The sequence below is a fragment of the Glaciecola punicea ACAM 611 genome (assembly GCF_000252165.1).
GTDB classification, from domain to species: Bacteria; Pseudomonadota; Gammaproteobacteria; order Enterobacterales; family Alteromonadaceae; genus Glaciecola; species Glaciecola punicea.
In genome coordinates this window covers 135,878-156,972 of sequence record NZ_BAET01000008.1, presented here as the reverse complement: position 1 = coordinate 156,972, position 21,095 = coordinate 135,878, and the positions used below count along the sequence as shown (strand labels likewise).

19 protein-coding genes and 1 tRNA gene are annotated in these 21,095 nt (G+C 42.3%); 11 read left to right on the top strand and 9 right to left on the bottom strand.

Translation table 11 applies throughout. The annotated features are described in order from the left end of the window. From rlmH to leuS, 6 genes are read right to left on the bottom strand one after another with little or no spacing between them, the layout of a single operon-like run. Nucleotides 1-471: a 23S rRNA (pseudouridine(1915)-N(3))-methyltransferase RlmH gene (gene rlmH, locus GPUN_RS05215; RefSeq protein ID WP_006004176.1), complete on the bottom strand. Its 471-nt coding sequence runs from the start codon at nt 469-471 to the stop codon at nt 1-3. 60 nt (nt 472-531) lie between these two features. After that, entirely contained in the window at nt 532-849 is a 318-nt protein-coding gene (rsfS, locus tag GPUN_RS05210; protein ID WP_006004175.1) for a ribosome silencing factor, read from the bottom strand. A gap of 12 nt (nt 850-861) precedes the next feature. After that, complete coding sequence (gene nadD, locus GPUN_RS13660) at nt 862-1,656, bottom strand: nicotinate (nicotinamide) nucleotide adenylyltransferase (protein WP_006004174.1); 795 nt, start codon at nt 1,654-1,656, stop codon at nt 862-864. Then, complete coding sequence (holA, locus tag GPUN_RS05200) at nt 1,649-2,683, bottom strand: DNA polymerase III subunit delta (RefSeq protein WP_006004173.1); 1,035 nt, start codon at nt 2,681-2,683, stop codon at nt 1,649-1,651. Before holA ends, nadD begins: the two co-directional genes overlap by 8 nt. Further along, nucleotides 2,684-3,289 carry an LPS-assembly lipoprotein LptE gene (locus GPUN_RS05195; protein ID WP_141567222.1) on the bottom strand — a complete coding sequence of 202 codons (606 nt, stop codon included), beginning with the start codon at nt 3,287-3,289 and terminating at the stop codon, nt 2,684-2,686. A 19-nt stretch (nt 3,290-3,308) separates the two neighbouring features. After that, on the bottom strand, nt 3,309-5,945 hold the full coding sequence (gene leuS, locus GPUN_RS05190; protein ID WP_006004171.1) for a leucine--tRNA ligase: 2,637 nt from the start codon (nt 5,943-5,945) through the stop codon (nt 3,309-3,311). A gap of 243 nt (nt 5,946-6,188) precedes the next feature. Here leuS and GPUN_RS05185 point away from each other — a divergent pair, with 243 nt between their 5' ends. Then, complete coding sequence (locus tag GPUN_RS05185) at nt 6,189-8,609, top strand: Lon protease family protein (RefSeq protein WP_006004170.1); 2,421 nt, start codon at nt 6,189-6,191, stop codon at nt 8,607-8,609. A 21-nt stretch (nt 8,610-8,630) separates the two neighbouring features. On the opposite strand, the gene GPUN_RS05180 is transcribed toward GPUN_RS05185, so the two are convergent. Both GPUN_RS05180 and yhbY read right to left on the bottom strand, forming a co-directional pair. Next, entirely contained in the window at nt 8,631-9,401 is a 771-nt protein-coding gene (locus tag GPUN_RS05180) for an SDR family NAD(P)-dependent oxidoreductase (RefSeq protein WP_006004169.1), read from the bottom strand. Between the two features lie 31 nt (nt 9,402-9,432). Then, complete coding sequence (gene yhbY, locus GPUN_RS05175; RefSeq protein ID WP_006004168.1) at nt 9,433-9,729, bottom strand: ribosome assembly RNA-binding protein YhbY; 297 nt, start codon at nt 9,727-9,729, stop codon at nt 9,433-9,435. Between the two features lie 377 nt (nt 9,730-10,106). Between yhbY and ftsH the strand changes: the two genes are divergently transcribed. The 6 genes from ftsH (at nt 10,107) to GPUN_RS05145 (ending at nt 15,748) form a co-directional block, all read left to right on the top strand. Further along, nucleotides 10,107-12,029, top strand: coding sequence for an ATP-dependent zinc metalloprotease FtsH (ftsH, locus tag GPUN_RS05170; RefSeq protein WP_040520339.1), 1,923 nt, complete (start codon nt 10,107-10,109; stop codon nt 12,027-12,029). Nucleotides 12,030-12,194: 165 nt separating this feature from the next. Further along, complete coding sequence (gene folP, locus GPUN_RS05165; RefSeq protein WP_006004166.1) at nt 12,195-13,031, top strand: dihydropteroate synthase; 837 nt, start codon at nt 12,195-12,197, stop codon at nt 13,029-13,031. Nucleotides 13,032-13,045: 14 nt separating this feature from the next. Then, nucleotides 13,046-14,386, top strand: a complete 1,341-nt coding sequence (glmM, locus tag GPUN_RS05160; RefSeq protein ID WP_006004165.1) for a phosphoglucosamine mutase — start codon at nt 13,046-13,048, stop codon at nt 14,384-14,386. 132 nt (nt 14,387-14,518) lie between these two features. Then, complete coding sequence (gene tpiA, locus GPUN_RS05155) at nt 14,519-15,253, top strand: triose-phosphate isomerase (RefSeq protein WP_006004164.1); 735 nt, start codon at nt 14,519-14,521, stop codon at nt 15,251-15,253. Nucleotides 15,254-15,266: 13 nt separating this feature from the next. Then, on the top strand, nt 15,267-15,653 hold the full coding sequence (gene secG, locus GPUN_RS05150; protein ID WP_006004163.1) for a preprotein translocase subunit SecG: 387 nt from the start codon (nt 15,267-15,269) through the stop codon (nt 15,651-15,653). A 10-nt stretch (nt 15,654-15,663) separates the two neighbouring features. Further along, nucleotides 15,664-15,748 (top strand) — tRNA-Leu (locus GPUN_RS05145). A gap of 57 nt (nt 15,749-15,805) precedes the next feature. Here the strand turns inward: GPUN_RS05145 and GPUN_RS05140 are convergent. Then, on the bottom strand, nt 15,806-16,147 hold the full coding sequence (locus GPUN_RS05140; protein ID WP_040520336.1) for an HPF/RaiA family ribosome-associated protein: 342 nt from the start codon (nt 16,145-16,147) through the stop codon (nt 15,806-15,808). A gap of 267 nt (nt 16,148-16,414) precedes the next feature. On the opposite strand from GPUN_RS05140, the gene nhaR reads away from it, so the two are divergent. From nhaR to nlpI, 4 genes are all read left to right on the top strand, one after another. After that, the gene (gene nhaR / locus GPUN_RS05135; RefSeq protein ID WP_006004162.1) at nt 16,415-17,317 is read left to right on the top strand and encodes a transcriptional activator NhaR; all 903 of its coding nucleotides are present in this window, start codon (nt 16,415-16,417) and stop codon (nt 17,315-17,317) included. Between the two features lie 127 nt (nt 17,318-17,444). Next, entirely contained in the window at nt 17,445-19,559 is a 2,115-nt protein-coding gene (gene pnp, locus GPUN_RS05130; protein WP_006004161.1) for a polyribonucleotide nucleotidyltransferase, read from the top strand. A 169-nt stretch (nt 19,560-19,728) separates the two neighbouring features. Then, nucleotides 19,729-20,031 carry a DUF1244 domain-containing protein gene (locus tag GPUN_RS05125; RefSeq protein WP_006004160.1) on the top strand — a complete coding sequence of 101 codons (303 nt, stop codon included), beginning with the start codon at nt 19,729-19,731 and terminating at the stop codon, nt 20,029-20,031. 116 nt (nt 20,032-20,147) lie between these two features. After that, a complete protein-coding gene (nlpI, locus tag GPUN_RS05120; RefSeq protein ID WP_369403270.1) occupies nt 20,148-21,089 on the top strand; it encodes a lipoprotein NlpI in 942 nt (313 codons plus the stop codon). Nucleotides 21,090-21,095: the final 6 nt, after the last annotated feature.

Genomic DNA, 21,095 nt, shown 5'->3' with positions numbered 1-21,095 from the left:
TTATTCTCGATGATAAGGATGGTTTTGTGTCAGCGACCACGCTCGATAAAGTGCTTCAGCAACGATAACTCTTACTAAGGGATGAGGCAGAGTCAAGGGCGATAGTGACCATAATTGGTCAGCTATGTCGCGACACTTATCTGATAGACCTTCAGGACCACCAATCAATAAACTTATATTCCTACCATCCATTTTCCAATGGTTGATTTGTGTAGCAAGCTTTGCAGTATCCCAAGGCTTGCCGAGTACTTCTAAAGCGACTATCCGATTGCCTTTAGCAACCGCAGCAATACATTTTTCTCCTTCTGTTTCTTTAATCTTCAATATATTAACTGTTTTTCCACGCTTAAAAGGCGGTATTTCAGAAAAGCTTACTGAAAACTCAGATGGGAAACGACGTAAATACTCGTTAGTACCTTCGACCACCCACGTGGGCATTTTGTTCCCGACAGCGATTATTTGCACGTTCATGTAAATGTGCCCAATTTAATGCCTTAATGTAAGCATATTCATGAAAGCTCGATTACTTAGTTACTGCCAAAGTTTTTCTAACTGATAAAAATCTCTGGTTTCGTCTTGCATAACGTGCAAAACGATGTCGCCCAGATCAACTAATACCCATTCACCTTGGGCTTTACCTTCTACGCTCAAGGGTGCATGCCTAGCCTGTTTGCACTCAACGATAACGTTTTCTGCTATTGCTGATACATGGCGTTTAGACGTGCCTGAACAAATTACTAAAGTGTCAGTAACACTTGATTTTCCCGTTACGTCAATAACCGTAATATTTTTAGCTTTCATATCATCTACTTTATCAATGACAAAATTTGTAAACTCTTGTTGATTCAATACTATTCCTACTTAATTATTATATAGCTTATGCACACTGATATAGTTAAGGATAGCAGTGGGCAGCATATTGCTAATGTCTTTACCGGCTTTTATATGTTGCCTAATATGAGTAGACGACAGGGGTAAAATTTGGTTTTTTATGAACCATAGTTTGCCTATGGCTGAAGTTTCTATTATATCCTTAAAAGCATCATAATTAATACATTGCGTACCATTTTCAGCAGTAGCTAGTGTTGATAATAGAAATATCTTAAGGTTTTTATCAATATCAGGGCCTACAATGTGCTCAAACTCCTGCTTTGATGTGTAAAAGTTATACAGTTTTGATGCCATTTTGCTTGACACTTCGCCGTCGGTTGCTTTCGTCGAATTAGAGGCGTCAAGCGGTGAGCGTTGCATAACAATAATATGGCAAAAATCGAATAGCTGTTGCCAACGCTCCCACAAATGAAGTGTAAGCAGTGAATCTAGCCCAATGATAAAAACAATTGGCTGTGCAGGGTTCTGCTCCTTAAGGTAACTGAGGGTATCGATAGTATAGCTAACCTCGGCACGAGAAAACTCGGTCAAATCAAGCGAAAATCTAGCGTCTATGTCACATAACAATTGAGTCATCGCAATGCGATGTTCTGCGCTGGTCACCTCTTTTTTAAATACCGGCACGTTTGCCGGCAGGAGCGATATAGTGGATAGGCCAGCAATATCAGCAATTTCTGTTAACGGCAATAAGTGACCAAAATGAGGCGGATCGAAAGTGCCGCCAAAAAGCGCATTTATAGCGGGTTTGTTGATATTCTTATCCATTAACTAAACTAAAATCAGGCATATGCGTGGGCATAAATAACAGTGCAAGGTGGCTTAATATTACATAGGGTTTTGCAATATAAGCCGACTTAAACATAATGTCGGCTTGACTTAACTGTTCATTAATTGCGTGCATATGAGCCGGCGTTAATCGCGCTACGGCTGCTTGATACAAGGCTTGTTTACTGGCCCAAATTCTTAATGATTTATAATCGATATGACCCTGCATAGACTGCATGTTTAAAAGCTTAGTAATGGTTTGCGCTTCATTAACGATGCTCCATAAAATAATAACCGGCTCAATGCCTTCATCTTCTAGACAAATTAGCATTTTCACTGCTTTTTGCATGTCCCCACGCAACACTTCATCGGTAAACTGAAATGTAGAATAGCGTGACTGCTGGGTCATTGTGTTGGCAATATCATTGGTCTCTATAACGTGCTGGGGAGGAAACTGTAGGCCTAATTTTTCAAGCTCCTGACGACCTGCCATCAGGTTACCTTCGCATAAGTCAGCTACCATACTTAATGCGTCCTGTGAAATATATAAATTCAGCTTATTCGCGCGCGCTGACAGCCACTTTTGTAACTGACTGTGGGCTAAATCATAAACGTGTAAAAACCAACCTTGGTTAGCTAACGCGCTAAACCACTTTGTTTTTTGAACATCTTTACCCGCTTTTGGGCCATGTATCAATAGCATCACGTCGGGTGAGATTACCTTAGTTATTTCGAGAAATTGCTTAGCTGCAACGGCACCGGGTTTTGACGATAATAAGGTAAGCTCTATGTACTGTTTATCAGCAAATAATGACATACTTTGTATTGCGTCTATTAGATGTGCCCATTCAAAATCGCTGTCTAAAGTAAAGCTCACGCGTTCGTCAAACCCTGATTGTTTTGCTTTAGCCCGCACCGCATCGATAATATCCAATTTTTGCTGTGGTTCGTCGCCAAACACCAGTATGAAGGGGGGAATAGGGTCTGCGTCTAGGTGACGTTGTAAATCGTATGTTTGGATTTGCACTTAATCTTCTCTTTTTCTAATTAAGGGCGTCGTTGGCTTTTTTACAACTTGCTTGTTTGTGCTTACTATTGAGCGGTTATATTGACTAGACAGCAAGCGAATGATGCGGTCGGCTGACTCTACACGTAGTTCACTAAGCACTAGATTAAGCTCACGCGATTTAGCCAGTATTTGATCAGGATCGTCTTGGTATTCGCGTGACACTGTTAGCGTATTATCAATAGGTAGTTTGTTGGGAAAAGTCACCGTATATTTGACAGAGTACACCAGATCATATTCAGCAACTTGACCAGAACTAAATACTGACAACAAACGCCGCTCAAATTGTTCTGGCTGAAGTTGAATTACCACGGTTTTACCAAGCATAGCCGAGTCAACTGAAGCGCTAGGAGTAATGACACCTGTCAATTGGTATACAGGCAGTCTTTTCTGTAAGGCTCTTGAAAGCCCAGAGTATTGAAAAGGTGCAATAATGCCGACCTGTGTTAAGTTTTCGGGTAATGCTTGAGATCCGCGTAACGTGAACCCGCAGCCAGCAACAATGGCAATACAACTGCTAAAAGTAATTAACTTTATCCATGTGCTGAGTCGTTTATTCACGCGCATATCCTTTTTCACCATGGTCTTAATTGGCTACTATGTTGACTAACTTGCCAGGAATAATGATGACTTTTCGTAGTTGTTTACCCTGCGTAAAAGGCGCCACGTTTTCATGTTTAAGCGCAAGTGCTTCAAGTAAGGCTTTATCTATATTGGCGGCCACAGTAAGCTTGGCGCGTAGCTTGCCGTTTACCTGTACTACGATAAGTTTTTCGTCTTCCACTAAAGCGCGTTCATCACATACTGGCCATACGGCTGTTTGTAATTCACCGGGGCATTGCATTTGCGTATACAAACTCTCGCAGATATGCGGTGTTACGGGATTAAGCATTTTAATCATGGCGACTATGGCTTCGTGCATTATTGCATGGTCAATTGCATCATTCACTTCAAATTTTTGCAGGTAGTTAAGCAGTTCCATCATTTTGGCAATGGCAGTATTGAAGGTTTGACGACGTAAAACATCATCGCTCACTTTTAGGATGGCACTGTGCAGTTCAAATCGACATGCTTTTTGCACTTTGGATAAGTTTTTATATGAATAATCAATGGCACTGCCGGTAAATAATTCGCTTTGCACATGCTGTGTGGCCAAGCGATAAAAGCGGCGCAGGAATCTATTAGCGCCGTCTACCGCAGACTCTGTCCATTCTAGGTCTTGCTCAGGCGGCGCCGCAAACATGGTGTATAAACGGATAGTATCAGCGCCGTATAAATCTATGACTTTTTGTGGATCAATACCGTTGTTTTTTGACTTTGACATTTTTATCATGCCGGCGTGCTCCACCGACTCGTGGCTGCTAGTGACGAGCGCGCTTATAATTCTGCCTTTGTCGTCTTTTTCAATGCTTAGATCATCTGGTTTGTGCCAAGTCACTTTGCCGCTTGCATCTTTGGTGAAAAACGCATTAGCGAGCACCATGCCTTGACAAAGTAAGCGTTTAAAGGGCTCATCGCTGTTAACTAAGCCTTCGTCGCGCAATAGTTTATGAAAAAAACGTGAATATAATAGATGCAGAATAGCATGCTCAATACCGCCAATGTATTGGTCGGCAGGCAGCCAATAGTTTGCTTCTTCAGGGTTTAACATAGCGTCGCTAGGCGCTGATGTGTAGCGAGCATAATACCAAGACGACTCCATAAAGGTGTCAAAAGTGTCGGTTTCGCGCGTCATGGGAATGCCGTTATGGGTTGTTTTTGCCCATTGGGGATCAGCTTTTATTGGCGATATTACGCCATCCATAATTACATCGGTAGGCAAAATTACAGGCAAGTCTTCTACATTAACGGCGTGAGAGTTACCTTGCTCATCGTTAACAATAGGAATAGGTGTACCCCAATAGCGTTGGCGTGAAACACCCCAGTCGCGTAAGCGATATTTAACTGCCTTTTTACCGTAACCCAGCGCGCCTAGTTTGTCTGCAATTGCATTAAAACCATCCTCAAAACTTAATGCGCTATATTCAGCAGAATTAATCAGCGTATTTTTCTCAGTATAGGCAGACTCATTTATATCAGTTCCTGCGTGCTCTTCTTTAAAAGCAACCACCTGTAAGATCGGAAGTTTGTATTTAGTTGCAAATTCCCAATCGCGCTGATCGTGGGCCGGCACCGACATTACGGCGCCCGAGCCATAGCTCATTAGTACGAAGTTAGCAATCCATATGGGCAAATGCTCACCGGTTAAAGGATGTATGGCAAAAAGGCCTGTCGGCATGCCTTTTTTCTCCATGGTAGCCAGCTCAGCTTCTGTAGTTTTGGTGTTTTTGCACTCATCAATAAATGCTGCCATAGCGCTATTTGATTCGCTTAACTCTTGCGCAATAGGATGCGCCGCTGCAATGGCTAGATAGCTGACACCATATAAGGTGTCAGGGCGTGTGGTGTAAACCTCAAGCTGGTTCATTCCTGCACTTGGTGTGAATAAATCGAAGGTAACATCAACGCCCTGGGAACGGCCTATCCAGTTTCGTTGAGCGGTTTTTACCTGCGCTGGCCATTCATCTAGTTTGTCTAAGTCGTCAAGTAGTTCATCCGCGTAATCGGTGATCTTAATAAACCACTGCGGGATTTCTTTTTGTTCAACAACCGCGCCCGAGCGCCAACCTTTTCCGTCTACTACCTGTTCGTTTGCCAGTACCGTCTGGTCTACAGGGTCCCAATTAACGGTAGCGTTCTTTTTATACACAAGGCCTTTGTTAAATAGGCGCGTAAAAAACCACTGCTCCCATTTATAATACTCAGGTTTACACGTGGTGACTTCACGGCGCCAGTCATAGCCAAAGCCTAAGGCTTGAAGCTGCTCTTTCATGTAACCAATATTGTCTAATGTCCACTGTGCAGGTGCGCTATTATTATTCAAGGCGGCGTTTTCTGCCGGCAAACCAAACGCATCCCATCCCATGGGCTGAAGTACATTTTTACCCTGCATACGCTCAAAACGGCTTACAACATCGCCTATGGTGTAGTTTCTAACATGCCCCATATGTAATCGTCCGCTAGGGTAGGGGAACATGCACAAGCAGTAGAATTTTTCTTGATCGGGCTTAACCTCAACCTCGAATACTTTGTTATTAAGCCAGTGCAGCTGTGCATTCGCTTCTATCTCTTTTGGGTTATATTCATGTTGTGATGAGGGTAAATTGACTTCAGCGTTTGACATTGAAACAGAATTCTCGCATGGTAATTATTATAAAATAAAGTTTATTAGAATAGCCTGTAATGCTAGCTTTCGACAAGGACATACTGACTAAAAAGAGAGATTTTATGGATATTTTCACTCAAAGCTCCTCAGTTTTATTTTTGCATATGTGACAACGCTAAAAATCCTGTACACTAGCAGGGTGCCAAAGTGGTCTAAAACACAAAATACGTATGCCATACTCCCTAGGATAAAAAATATAAAGTGACAGTCTTAACTCCTGCCGAAACAAGTGCTACAGAACGTAAAAAACTTGCTCTTTTACCCAGTCAATTAAGCGTTGATGTGCCCTTGTCTATGATAGCGCAAGCAATAGAGGCGAATATAAAAAGCAGCTCTCTTATTGGCCAACAAAGAGCAAAAGACGCTCTGTCGTTTGGATTAGGTGTTGATGCTGCGGGTTACAACCTATACGTAATGGGCGAACAGGCTACCGGTCGTTTTACCCTTGTTAACGACTATATTACTGCGATAAAAAAACCAAAATATCCAGTGCTTGATTGGTGTTACTTAAACAATCTTGAGGCTGAACGTGAGCCAATGGCCTTATCGCTGGCAGCGGGGGAAAGTAAGCGTTTGGTCAAGGATATAGAAACGTTGATAGACGAAATAATGGCCACCTTTCCAGCGGTATTCGAAAACCCAAGTTTTCAGCGTAAAAAAGGAGCAATAACGCGTCATTTTGATCAAAAATATGACAGTGCAATTGACCAAGTAGAAAAAATAGCCTTATCGCGAAGTGTTGCTTTAGTGGAAGACGGAAATAACATAACGTTTTCGCCTATTATAGACGGGAAACCTCTAAACGATGGTGAATTTACCAGCAAAACCGATATCGATCGTCAGCATTATTACGATGTTATAGATGGTCTAGAAGTACACTTAAGCGAAGCTTTACTTGAATTGCCTGCTTGGCAACGTGCAAGTGTTGAACAACAAAAAGCGCTTAAGCAAGAAACAGTAGAGCAAGGCATCCGTCCACTTCTAAAAGCCTTGGAACAAAAATATGTTGGTAATATAGCCATTTTGAAATATTGTCAGCAGTTAAAGAAGCATTTGATTGAAACGGTAATTGAAGTGTTGTCGGGTGACGACAAAGACGACAAGGGCAATGAATTTGATAAACGTGCATTATTTGTAGACACATATCTACCAAACGTACTAGTGGCTAACAAGGCTTGTGATATTGTGCCTTTAATTTATGAGCCTAATCCAAATTATCAAAACCTGTTTGGTAAAATCGAATACACAAGCGTACAGGGAAGTATATATACAAATTACCAAATGATAACTGCTGGTGCTTTACACCGAGCTAATGCAGGATACTTGGTGCTTGATGCTGAGAAACTATTGGATCATCCTCACGTTTGGGAGGCCCTTAAGCTTGCCCTCAAGTTTGAGCAAATACGCCTAGAACTGCCTCAGCAAGACCTTGCAATGGTTAACAACATCACTCAAATCCCGCAGCCTATACCGCTCAAGGTAAAACTCATATTATTAGGCTCTAGCGAACTTTATTATACCTTACAAGAATATGACCCAGAATTTTCAGAACTGGTCAGAGTACTGGTCGATTTTGATCATGAAATAGATCTTACCCAAGAGAATATAAATCATTTTGTAACGCGCTTAAGGCAGCAAGTGGCCAATATAGGCTTAAGCGATATTAATCATGACGCAATAGCTTTTTGCATTCGTTATAGCTTACGTCAAGGAGAGCATCAAAGTAAGCTAAGCGCCAAATTTGCAGACGTAATTGAATTATTAAATGAAGCTCATTATTTTTGCCGCCTGGCTAATAATGAGATACTAACAAGAGCACATATAGAATATGCCTTAAAAGCGAAAAAATACCGCTCAGGTCGTGTAAGCGATACGTTTTTACTCGACATTGAGGAAGGCCATGTTCTCATTTCTACTGCAGGTAAGGCTGTCGGGACTGTTAATGGCTTAACCGTACTAGAAGTTGGGGATACTGCATTTGGTACACCCGCACGTGTAACTGCGTCGGTGTACGCAGGTTCAAGTGGTGTGGTAGATATTGAAAGAGAAGTAGAACTTGGACAGTCTATTCATTCTAAGGGAGTATTACTATTAACCGGTTATTTGGGTAATAAGTATGCTAAGACGTTTCCGCTTACCTTAAGTGCAAACATTGCATTGGAGCAGTCATATGGTTATATAGATGGTGACAGCGCGTCATTGGCAGAACTGCTTGCGCTCATATCCTCTTTGACCGATATTGGGCTTGAACAAGGTATTGCCATAACCGGCTCTATTAACCAGTTGGGCGAGGTACAAGCGGTTGGCGGCATAAATGAAAAGATTGAAGGATATTTTACTTTATGTGCAAATCGCGGCCTAACAGGAGAGCAGGGCGTTGTTATTCCAAAATCGAACCACGTTAACCTTATGCTGAGCGACGAGGTTATAGCAGCAGTTGAAAATGGTTTGTTCACAATCTATGCGGTGAGTGATGTAGACCAAGCTATCTGCGTAACAATGAAACAGACGGCAGGTAAGCTAAGTTCCCGCGGTACCTATCCTAAAAATACCGTACATAGCATGGCGATTTCTAGGCTCTTTGCCATTTCAAACGTGGTAAACGGCATGACCGATGAGTAGTGTTTTTCTTCGGTGGGAGCATTACTTGGGTGGCATTCTTAGGCCGCCGTCTAAACGAATAGTTTCGCCGTTAATATAACCATTATCAGCTATATGAAGAACCAATTTGGCAAACTCTTCAGGCAACCCTAAACGTCTTGGATGCTGTACATTACTGGCTAATGCGCTTTGCACGCTGTCAGGCATCGCAAGCAGCATTGGTGTGGCCATAATACCCGGTGCAATAGTATTAACTCGAATGCCAACAGGCGCAAGATCTCTGGCCAGAGGTAAACTCAAACCAATCAAACCAGCCTTACTGGCGGCGTACGCTGTTTGCCCAATTTGGCCTTCATATCCGGCGACAGAAGCGGTGTTAATAATAAGGCCACGACCACCATCATCATTAAAGCTGGTGTTTTTTGCCATAGCCGCCGCTACAAGTCGCGCAACATTGAAGGAGCCCACAAGATTGATATTAATAACGCTGGCAAAGTCTGCTAGTGGCATGGCTTCTCCATCACGATTAAGCGTGCGTTTTGCAGGTGCTACGCCGGCACAGTTTACTAGTAAACGGATATTTTTTTGTTGAAACTTTGCAAGGGCGCTTTCAACACTGCTGCTAGAGGTAACATCTACATATTCAAAAAAACAAGAATGTTGGCTTAGATCTTCTGCGATGTTTTGCCCATTTTCTTGGTTTAGGTCAAAAATACAAACTTCCCAGCCAGATTCAATTAGTGCTTTAGCGGTGGCGTGACCTAAGCCAGAGCAACCACCGGTAACAATTGAAAAAGAGGATGATAAGTTCATAAGCTTCCTTTATACATCTAATGAATACTAATTATTTCCTGGGCAGTTTTATAGTAGGTTCTTTACTGGGCTTATAAATAACTAAGACATTTCCAATGCTTTGCACTTTGACAGAATTAGTTTCACCTACAATGGCATCCATTATGAGCGTTTTTTCATCGCGGCCATCAGATACCACTTTCACTTTGATAAGCTCATGGTGACTAAGGGCAGAGTCAATTTCTGCAAGAACGCCCTCAGTTAAACCATTGTTGCCTAATTGAACGACAGCTTTTAAGGGATGGGCTAAGCCTGTTAAGTACTGTTTTTGCTTGTTAGTAAGAATCATTTTTGAGAAGTTGCCTTTAGTAATGTAGATGCTGCACTTGAATTTGGTTATTCTACCTACACTTAATAACGAAAGCGACCGGTGTTGTTACATCATGGAAAAAATATTATCCTTTGGGTTTAGTTTGCGCAGCTTCAACTTATATTTGAACTAGCGCTTATTACTGGACAATATTTAGAAACGTCAAAAAATGTGGACAAGCAATCAATAGAAATAAAAAGTTTTCTATGTCCTATTGAACAAGTTCGGCACAAGTTGCGTAAACAAGGCGTATGGTTGGATAGTGGCACGAGGCTAGAAAGTATAGTACTGTGTTTAAGGTTGATAGCAAAAGCTTTCAAATTAATTCTTTTATTTTTATTTAGAGGGTCATAGCGTTGAGCGACATGGCAAAAAATCTCATATTATGGTTGGTCATTGCAGTTGTGTTAATGATGGTGTTTCAGGGCTTTAATGGCCAAACAACGCCTAAGCCACAAAAAGACTATATTTCGTTTTTAAAAGACGTTGAAGACGGAAACGTCGTTGAAGTACTGGTGGATGGTCAAAAAATCACTGGTACACTTCGCAACAACGAGAACTTCACCACTTATATGCCTATCCGCGATGACAAATTACTAGATCAATTGCTGGAAAAAGATATTCGTGCTTTTGGTAAAGAACCAGAAGAAGCATCATTGTTAGGCCGAATTTTCATTAATTGGTTTCCAATGTTATTGCTTATTGGTGTTTGGATATTCTTCATGCGCCAAATGCAAGGCGGTGGTGGCGGTCGAGGTGCAATGTCTTTTGGTAAGAGTAAAGCAAGGTTGCTGGGCGAAGACCAAATTAAAACATCTTTTGCTGATGTTGCTGGTTGCGACGAAGCTAAAGAAGACGTGTCTGAGTTAGTTGACTTTTTGCGCGACCCGACCAAGTTTCAAAAGTTAGGCGGGAAAATTCCAAAAGGGGTGCTAATGATAGGGCCTCCAGGAACAGGTAAAACTCTCCTCGCTAAAGCTATCGCAGGTGAAGCAAAAGTACCATTTTTCACTATATCAGGGTCTGATTTTGTTGAAATGTTCGTCGGTGTAGGTGCCTCTCGGGTCAGAGATATGTTTGAGCAAGCGAAAAAGTCATCTCCGTGTATTATTTTCATAGATGAAATAGACGCGGTAGGGCGTAAACGTGGCGCAGGAATGGGCGGCGGAAACGACGAACGCGAGCAGACTCTTAATCAAATGCTAGTCGAGATGGATGGTTTTGAAGGGCACGAAGGCATAATCGTTATTGCGGCTACTAACCGCCCTGACGTCTTAGACCCAGCATTACTTCGCCCTGGTCGTTTTGATCGTCAAGTAACGGTTGGTCTGCCTGACATAAGAGGTCGTGAACAAATATTGAAAGTTCACATGCGTAAAGTTCCTTTGTCTGACAACGTACAAGCTTCAGTAATCGCGCGTGGTACACCAGGGTTTTCTGGTGCTGATTTAGCCAACCTCGTGAATGAAGCAGCCTTGTTTGCGGCCAGAACTAACAAGAAAGTAGTCTCGCAGGAAGAGTTTGACAAAGCAAAAGACAAAATAATGATGGGCTCAGAGCGTAAGAGTATGGTAATGACGGAAGATGAAAAGACCATGACTGCTTACCACGAGGCTGGACACGCAATAGTCGGTCGCGTAGTACCTGAACATGATCCTGTTTACAAAGTGTCCATTATTCCTCGCGGTAGAGCGTTGGGGGTAACAATGTACTTGCCGGAACAAGACCGTCTTAGTTACTCCAAACGCCACTTGGAATGTATGATTTCTAGCTTATACGGCGGCCGTTTGGCCGAAGAAATTATCTACGGTGAAGAAATGGTTACCACGGGAGCATCAAACGACATAGAACGCGCTACCGAAATTGCTAAGAAAATGGTAACGCAGTGGGGACTGTCGACTAAACTAGGCCCGCAGTTGTTTGCTGATGATGAAAATGAAATGTACATGCCGGGTAAGTCAAACAACATGTCTGACGAAACTGCCAAGGTCATCGACGCTGAAATCAAAGACGTTTTAGACCGTAACTACAAGCGTGCGGAGCAAATATTACGCGACAACATAGATGTACTGCACACCATGAAAGATGCGTTAATGAAGTATGAGACAATAGACGCCAAGCAAATTGACGACTTAATGGCTCGCAGAGAAGTACGCCAACCAGCAGATTGGGATAACAATGATAAGTCTGATTCCAACACGCCAACCGGTGGTTCTTCAGTTGATGTCGGGAAAGACGACAAGCCGGCAGATGATAGTGAAGCAAGCAAAGCTACTTAAGCAAATGTAGGGAGTAGTTTGCAAAGTTAAACAACACCGGCTTATGCCGGTGTTTTTCGTTTAGAGAGCCATTTTGTAATGGAAAGTTTTATTTAACATTATTTTTTGATTACGATCGGGTATAATCTCGTGCTATTTTATAAGTCTGCACAGGAACGTTCTGCAATGTTGTTTAAAGATCGTGAAGTTATCTTTAACAGCCCCAAAGTAATGGGGATACTGAATGTAACGCCAGATTCATTCTCCGACGGTGGCAGATTTATAAGCCTAAACAAGGCCTTGAAGCAGGCATCGCTTATGCTTAAGCATGGCGCCACGTTTATAGATGTAGGTGGCGAGTCCACTCGCCCAGGCGCCACAGCCGTAAGCTTAGAAGAAGAGCTTAACCGTGTAATTCCAGTCATTGAAGCAATAAATAATGAACTTGATGTCATTGTGTCAGTTGACACAAGCAAGGCGATAGTAATGCAAGAAGCAGTTAGTGCAGGTGCTAGGTTAATTAACGATGTGCGTGCTTTGAAACTACCAAATGCGCTTGAAACGGCTGCCAAATTTGCTAAAGAACTAAATGTTCCTACCTGCGTAATGCACATGAAGGGCACACCGGCGACGATGCAATGTGCACCTCAATATGGATGCGTGGTGGCTGAAGTTAGCGATTTTTTTAGGTTTCAAATTGAGCGTCTTACCTCGGCTGGTTTCCACTACAATCAAATTTTGTTAGATCCTGGTTTTGGATTTGGCAAGTCACTAGACAACAACTATCAATTATTGAAATCACTGATGCAATTTACCCAGTTTGATTTGCCAGTAGTAGCTGGTATGTCGCGTAAATCAATGATTGGCAATCTCCTCAACAAGGATGTCGATAATCGTTTGTCGGGCGACATTGCGGCGCATACTATTGCCGCTATGTTAGGCGCCAGTATATTGCGTGTACACGACGTTGAACAAACTGTAGACGCAATGAAAATTGTCGGTAAAACTACTAGCGTAAAATAGGATAAGGATTATTTATGGCAAAAAGAGAATTTTTTGGAACTGACGGTATTAGAGGAAGAGTAGGCGACAGCATCATCAATCCTGAATTTGTGACCAAATTAGGATGGGCAGCGGGTAAAATATTAGCCGGTCGCGGTACCAACAAGGTGCTAATTGGCAAAGACACGCGTATAAGTGGCTACATGCTAGAGTCTGCATTAGAGGCAGGTTTGTCAGCTGCTGGCATTAATATTGGCCTACTTGGTCCTATGCCCACGCCTGCAATCGCCTATTTAACCAAAACATTTCGCTCCGAGGCAGGCATTGTGATTTCAGCCTCGCATAATCCTTATTACGATAACGGTATTAAGTTCTTTTCGTCGACAGGGCATAAATTAGACGACGACATTGAACTAGCCATTGAGGCGCAAATGAAAGAAAAGATGACCTGTGTAGAGTCTGACCGTTTAGGCAAAGCAAGTCGAATAAATGACGCAGCAGGACGCTATATAGAATACTGTAAAGGTACGTTCCCATCTGAACTTTCACTTTCCGGTCTAAAAGTTGTCGTAGATTGTGCGCATGGTGCCACCTATCATATTGCACCAGACGTGCTGCGCGAATTAGGTGCTACCGTGATAGAAATAGGTACTGCACCAGATGGTTTGAATATTAACCACAAAGTGGGCGCAACCTCTTTACGAGCCTGTATAGAGGCGGTTAAAAAGCATAAAGCCGACTTAGGGTTTGCACTTGACGGTGATGGCGACCGTATAATGTTAGTGGATGAACACTGTGATGTAATTGACGGTGACCAGATAATTTTCATTATTGCGCGTGACGCATTACGTTTAGGTAACTTAGGCGGAGGCGTGGTAGGCACTAAAATGTCTAATTTAGGCATGGAAGTGGCGTTTGAAAAACTAGGGATCCCGTTTGAGCGTGCCGATGTAGGGGATCGCTACGTAATGGAGCTGTTGAAAAAGAAAGGATGGTCTATTGGAGGCGAGAATTCTGGCCACGTACTTAATCTTAACTATTCATCTACTGGCGACGGCATTGTAGCCGGTTTGCAGGTGATAGCGGCTATGCTACGTGCTAACATGAGCTTAAGTGCACTAAATTCTGGCTTTATTAAATTTCCTCAAAAGCTTATTAATGTAAAATTTAAAAATAAAGGCAGAGATCCATTAACCAATCCAGCGGTGCTTGCATCTGTGCATAAGGCCGAAAAGGCCATGGGTGATACGGGACGCGTTTTGCTGCGTGAAAGTGGCACCGAACCCTTAATTAGAGTTATGGTCGAAGCAGAATCGGAGGAAGATTCTACAGGATGGGCGCAGTACATTGCTGATGAAGTTAAAAAAGCAGGATAATTGCTGTTTTTGTTAGTTTGTGACTTGTATAATCAAGTGCGTACAGTTAATATCAGCGCCGCTTTTACTTCCGAGCAGTAATTGGTTTAAAGCTTGTCTAGTCTCGTTTAAGACATGAATACAGGGTGATATATGAGTAATGTACGTAAGCCCATGGTGGCGGGCAACTGGAAAATGAATGGTTCCTTGGCCTTGTTACATACTTTCATTAGTGAACTTAAGGCCTCACCCTTGTTAGACACCGTGTTATGCCTGCCTTATCCTTATTTAGCAGCTGCGAGTAAAGCAAGTTTTAAAGTGGGTGCTCAAGACTGCAGTCAATTCGGAGCTGGCGCTCACACAGGTGATATTGCGGTTGGTATGTTGCAAGAACTGGGTGCAACGTATGTTATCGTCGGGCACTCCGAAAGAAGGCAAGACCATAACGAAAGTAATATAGCAGTAGCACTAAAAGTTCAAACGGTCCTGAATGCCGGTTTAACACCCATACTATGTGTAGGTGAACCATTAAAAGTGCGAGAAGCAGGTAACGTTAATAAGTTTGTATTTGAACAGCTACAAGCCGTAATAGACGTTTGTTCAAAAGATTTTCTTGAAAAATGCATTATTGCTTATGAGCCTATTTGGGCAATCGGAACGGGCAAAACAGCCTCACCAGAGCAGGCACAAGAAGTGCACCAGTTTATTAGAACTGAAATAGTAAAGTGGAACCACAATGCAGTTTCTACCCGTCTGCTATACGGTGGAAGTGTTAACGCAAGCAATGCTCATGCTTTGTTTGCAAAACCAGATATTGATGGCGGCCTAATTGGGGGCGCTAGCTTGAAAATTGATGATTTTATCGCTATTTGTAACGCGGTAAAATAAGAGGAATTTTAATATGTTATATGAAGTATTGCTAGGCGCCTATTTGATTGTGGCTATCATGTTGGTCGGTTTTGTGTTGTTGCAGCAAGGTAAAGGTGCTGAAATGGGCGCATCATTTGGTGCAGGAGGCTCTAACACCGTATTTGGGTCGGGCGGTTCAGGTAATTTCATGACAAGAACCACCGCCGTACTTGCGACCTTGTTCTTTACTATAAGTCTAATTATCGGTGGCATAACCGCAGGTACTAGTACAACGGTTGACGAGTTTGAGACAATTGAACAGATAATGCTGGAACAAACTCCCTCTGCAAGCACAGACGGTTCAGATTTTCCAGTTTCGGTTCAAGAGACAAAAACTGAACTTACCGAAGAAGCGCCAAAGGCACAAGACAATCAGTAATATTTAACACGCGGAAGTGGTGGAATTGGTAGACACGCCACCTTGAGGGGGTGGTGCTTTAGGGCGTGGGGGTTCGAGTCCCCCTTTCCGCACCAAACATAAAATAGACTGTAGTGAGAAAATCGCTACAGTTTTTTTTTGCTTGAAAAATACTAGTGAATGTTTGTTCTTAACGTAGCTGACATTCGCTTAGGCCTGATGCGTTTCAAGTGTCGCTCTATCTTGCGTTTTACTCTTCCAAGCACTACGTCGAAGGCTTCGCTGATAGTGTTGGCTGAGTCACTTGCAACGAAATCTGAGGTTTTAATAATAGACACACAGACAGTGCAGCATATCGTGTTAGTGCCTAGTACCGACTTTTCTGGTATGAAAGATACCTCACACTTGGTAATTATACTATTGAAGCGCGATAGAGCTAAGCTAAGACGAGTATCTATAGCCTCCAATTCTTGATTATTTGGCTGAATGCCATTGTTGTCTATAATATAGTGCATAAGTCACCCGTAACTGATGTGCATAAATAAATATATAGTGTAAAAATGATCGCAGGTAGCTATTTGGTTTTGCCAGGGTTTCTATTTTTTTTCACCCTGACGACGTAAATTCGGTATATAGGGACTGCGACTAATGCATAAACGTTGACACATCGTTTTTTACGTTGAGTAATAAAACTTTATCAATTAAAAGTGAACAATTAAATTCGTAAATATGTATAAAACTAATCGGGAAATCTTACCTATCAGCTGTATTAAAAGGCTTACATGTCAGACAATTTTAATTATAAACATCTACATTATTTTTGGGTGGTCGCCACCGAAGGCAGTATAGCGCGCGCCGCCGAGAAACTTTTCATTACCCCGCAAACGATAAGTGGGCAACTTAGTATGCTTGAAGAGCGCATTGGGCAGCCTTTGTTTGATCGAATAGGGCGTCGACTTCGCTTAACTGAAACGGGGAGGTTGGTGCTTAGATATGCTGATGATATTTTTGCGTTGGGCAAAGAGCTTAACGATGTACTTAGAGGCGCACCGATCGTGGGAACATCTGAATTTATTGTAAGCGCGGCAAGTGCTTTGCCAAAAACCATTGTGTATAAAGTGCTAGAGCCTGCACTTTCGGTGTCAAACGATATTAGTCTTACCTGCAGAGAGGGACCTGTTGAAGCCATTTTAGGTGAGCTTGCCGTACATGAAGTCGACATGGTGCTAACTGACACACCCTTAAGCAGTGCATTTAGTATAAAAGCTTACAATCATTATTTAGGACAATCGACGCTTTCGTTTTTTGCTTCGCCTAACCTTGCGGCCAAGCTACACGGTGATTTTCCTGCTTGCTTGCAAGATGCTCCAATGCTGTTGCCAACAAAACAATATGCAATAAGACAGCTCTTTGACAGGTGGTGTACCGATAATAGCATATTTCCTGTGGTGCGCGGTCAGTACGACGACAGTGCACTAATGAAGTCGTTTGGTAAGGCTGGGTTTGGTGTGTTTTTTATGCCTAGTATCATAGAGGAAGAGGTAAAGGACGGCTTTGGGCTTCAAGTGATCGGGAGAAGCAAAACTTTGAAGCAAAAGTTTTATGCAATTTCTTCTGAACGCAAAGTGACTCATCCAGCAGTTGCGGCTATCTGTAACGCTGCTAGAGACAAGATATTTAAATAACGATTTATTATTTTTCTCTGAGCTATATTGTCGAAATATTCATTAAAAAGTTGGTATTAAGGTGCTAGGGCTATATACTATGGTCGCATTTAAAAAGTATAAATATTAATAAACTAAAGGATAGAGTGTGACTCCTATTACTAAAACTTTTCAGTATGGTCAACATACTGTCACCCTAGAGACAGGCGTAATTGCCAGACAAGCAACAGCAGCCGTAATGGCAAGTATGGACGACACTACCGTTTTGGTAACGGTTGTCGGCAGAAAAGAAGCTAAAGCTGACCAAAACTTCTTTCCATTAACTGTGAATTATCAAGAAAAGACCTACGCTGCGGGTAAGATACCCGGTGGTTTCTTCAAACGCGAAGGCAGACCTTCTGAAAGCGAAACCTTAATTGCTCGCTTAATTGACCGTCCAATTAGACCTCTTTTTCCATCTGCTTTTAAAAACGAAGTGCAGATTATCATTACTGTAATTTCTGCAAATCCAGAAATACCTACCGATATCATTTCACTTATTGGCACATCAGCGGCGCTTGCAATTTCTGGTATGCCATTTAGCGGCCCAGTTGGCGCAGCGCGCGTTGGTTATGTAAACAATGAATTTATTTTAAACACGCGTACTTCTGAACTTGAAGAAAGTAAATTAGATCTAGTTGTTGCCGGTACCGACAGCGCTGTACTTATGGTTGAATCTGAGGCTGATGTACTGTCTGAAGAAGTGATGTTAGGTGCTGTGGTTTACGGGCATGAGCAGTCTCAAACAGTGGTTAACGCGATTAAAGAGTTTGCCGCTGAAGTTGGTACTGAATCTTGGAACTGGACTGCACCTGAGCCAAATGTCGCTTTAAAAGACAAAATTAAAGCGATTGCTCAAGAAAGCATGACAAAGGCTTATCAAATATCTGACAAACTTGCGCGTAAAGACGCTGTAGATGTAGTTACCGCGAATGCTCGCGCTGAACTAACTACAGCTGACGACAGCTTAGACCCGAAAGAAGTGTCAGAGTTGCTGCACGAATTAGAAAGTGATGTTGTACGCTCACGTATTTTAGCTGGTGAAAAACGTATAGACGGTCGCGATCCTGAAACTATTCGCGGTTTACATGTGGCAACAGGCTTGTTACCTAGAGCGCATGGTTCCGCGGTATTCACACGAGGTGAAACGCAAGCTTTGGTAGTGGCTACTCTTGGAACCGAACGCGACGCACAGATGATTGATGGTCTTTCTGGCCTTAGCAATAACCGCTTTATGTTGCATTATAACTTTCCTCCATACTCTGTAGGAGAAACTGGTTTTGTTGGTTCGCCAAAGCGCCGTGAAATTGGTCATGGTCGTCTAGCGAAGCGTGGTATGCAAGCAGTTATGCCGTCGGCAGAAGAATTTCCATACGTGGTACGTGTGGTGTCTGAGATTACCGAATCTAACGGTTCTTCATCAATGGCTTCGGTGTGCGGTACTTCACTAGCACTCATGGATGCTGGTGTTCCTATCAAAGCCTCTGTTGCGGGCATAGCAATGGGTTTGGTTAAGTCTGACGACAACTTTGTAGTGTTATCTGACATTCTTGGTGATGAAGATCATTTGGGCGACATGGACTTTAAAGTAGCTGGCACTACAGGCGGTATTACGGCTCTTCAGATGGACATAAAAATTGAAGGTATTACGCAAGAAATTATGCAAAAAGCCCTTAAACAGGCTAAAGAAGCTAGACTGCATATTCTTAGTGTAATGGACCAAGCGATTGGTAGTCACCGCGAAGAAATGTCTGAGTTTGCGCCACGTATATACGTGATTAAGATTAATTCAGACAAAATTCGTGAAGTAATTGGTAAGGGCGGTGCGGTTATTCGTTCTATTACCGAAGACACTGACACCAATATTGAAATTGAAGACGATGGTACTATCAAGATTTTCGCGACTGAAAAAACCAAAGCTGATGCTGCGATCGCTCGAATAGAGCAGGTAACAGCTGAGCTTGAAGTAGGTAAAACTTACCACGGTAAAGTAATGCGCATAGTCGATTTTGGTGCTTTTGTGGAAGTATTGCCAGGTAAAGAAGGCTTAGTGCATATCTCACAAATTGCGCATGAACGTGTTGCTAAAGTATCTGATTATTTGAAAGAAGGTCAGGCGGTTGACGTAAAAGTGATGGAAATTGATCGTCAAAACCGTGTTCGTTTGAGCATGAAAGAATTACTTGAAAAACCAGCTGCGCCACAAAATGGTGATGGTGAGTAAATTTATTTTACAAATATAGACCGCTGCGATGAAGGTGGTCTGATGAATTAAGCGTCCGTTCAGATTGTATAAGAGCATTTACAGCGTACCTAGAGCAAAAAACCGTCAAAATAGGCGGTTTTTTTATTTTTACATTATTGTTAGACCTTTACATTGAGTGAGAATCGACATGACAAAAGATCAACAAACCGAATTAGAAGCAGCAACTTTCCGCCGACTTCTCGCGCATTTAGACAGCAATAAGCAAGTGCAAAATATTGAGCTAATGCTGGTGGCCGATTTTTGCCGTAATTGCTTATCTAAATGGTATTTAAGTGAAGCCCAAAAAGCCAATATTGATTTAAGTGATGATGAAGCACGACAGCATGTTTATAAAATGCCCTATTCACAGTGGAAACAGGAGCATCAATTGCCGGCTACAAAGGAGCAAATGTTAGCCTTTGATGCAAAAACTGCAGCCAAACAAAAATAACGGGTCACATTACTTTTTGGTTTTATACATGTTTATTGGTAAACTACACGTTGACAGTGCTTAATTTTATATTGATTACCGTTACACACCTCAAAAATTTAAGGAATGCGGGCTAGGTGCATAAAAAAACGCTAAATTTACGTAAATTGTTTAACAGAGCACGAGCGTTGAAATGTATTGCGTTGGTGTTGTTATCAATGGCTTTACTATCAGGCTGTAGTTCTACCAAGAATACCACAGACTCATTGTCTAGTGGCTTACTATTGGCCGAGCCAGAAATGCTGAGTACTAAAGCACAGCTTGCGGTTGCGCATTACACGAATAGCCTGTACCGCTTACAATTCACTGAGCAAGAGCGTGCTGAAATGCTCTTTCAACGAGGCCTTGCCTTTGATTCTCTTGGGCTGATATCTCTTGCACGCAGAGATTATGCGGAATCAATAGTCCTGAAACCGAGGTTTGCGCAAGCGCACAATTCATTGGGTGTCCTGTACACTCAAGCGAACATGCACATGCAAGCCTATGACGCATTTGATGCCAGTCTAGAAATAGATCCTAGCTACAACTTTGCATTGTTAAATAGAGCCATTGCGCTTTATTATGGCGGGAGGGCGCAGCTTGCAGTAGATGATACATCTACTTATTTAGCGCAAGATCCCACAGACCCATTTCGCCTGCTATGGCATTTTATTGTCTATCGAGAAAGCAGTAACGATGAAGCGGCAAAAATAATGTTGAATAAGGCTCGTGGTGCTTTATTTGAACAAAATTGGGCCAGCAGTTTAGCCGATTATTATTTAGGAATTGTTAATGAAAGTGCGGTAATAGCCGCATTGCTTAGGGATGTGACGAGTCAGACTCAACTTAACCATCGCTTGTGCGAAGCATATTTTTATTTAGGCAAACACAGCGCTTATTTAGGTAAATACACTAAAGCTGAAAATTATTTTAAATTGTCGTTAAGCACCAATGTATTTGAGTACATTGAGCATAAATATGCTCGTATTGAGCTTGCCAAAGTTCGACGAGCACGATTAGATGAAATGCAGGCTCAGTAGCACGTT

What these genes read in the sequence shown, in the direction of transcription:
- rlmH (WP_006004176.1), bottom strand. Translation starts at nt 471, where the DNA reads ATGAACGTGCAAATAATCGCTGTCGGGAACAAAATGCCCACGTGGGTG.
- nadD (WP_006004174.1), bottom strand. Translation starts at nt 1,656, where the DNA reads ATGGATAAGAATATCAACAAACCCGCTATAAATGCGCTTTTTGGCGGC.
- GPUN_RS05195 (WP_141567222.1), bottom strand. Translation starts at nt 3,289, where the DNA reads ATGCGCGTGAATAAACGACTCAGCACATGGATAAAGTTAATTACTTTT.
- leuS (WP_006004171.1), bottom strand. Translation starts at nt 5,945, where the DNA reads ATGTCAAACGCTGAAGTCAATTTACCCTCATCACAACATGAATATAAC.
- GPUN_RS05180 (WP_006004169.1), bottom strand. Translation starts at nt 9,401, where the DNA reads ATGAACTTATCATCCTCTTTTTCAATTGTTACCGGTGGTTGCTCTGGC.
- yhbY (WP_006004168.1), bottom strand. Translation starts at nt 9,729, where the DNA reads ATGATTCTTACTAACAAGCAAAAACAGTACTTAACAGGCTTAGCCCAT.
- folP (WP_006004166.1), top strand. Translation starts at nt 12,195, where the DNA reads ATGTTGTTTAAAGATCGTGAAGTTATCTTTAACAGCCCCAAAGTAATG.
- glmM (WP_006004165.1), top strand. Translation starts at nt 13,046, where the DNA reads ATGGCAAAAAGAGAATTTTTTGGAACTGACGGTATTAGAGGAAGAGTA.
- tpiA (WP_006004164.1), top strand. Translation starts at nt 14,519, where the DNA reads ATGAGTAATGTACGTAAGCCCATGGTGGCGGGCAACTGGAAAATGAAT.
- secG (WP_006004163.1), top strand. Translation starts at nt 15,267, where the DNA reads ATGTTATATGAAGTATTGCTAGGCGCCTATTTGATTGTGGCTATCATG.
- GPUN_RS05140 (WP_040520336.1), bottom strand. Translation starts at nt 16,147, where the DNA reads ATGCACTATATTATAGACAACAATGGCATTCAGCCAAATAATCAAGAA.
- nhaR (WP_006004162.1), top strand. Translation starts at nt 16,415, where the DNA reads ATGTCAGACAATTTTAATTATAAACATCTACATTATTTTTGGGTGGTC.
- GPUN_RS05125 (WP_006004160.1), top strand. Translation starts at nt 19,729, where the DNA reads ATGACAAAAGATCAACAAACCGAATTAGAAGCAGCAACTTTCCGCCGA.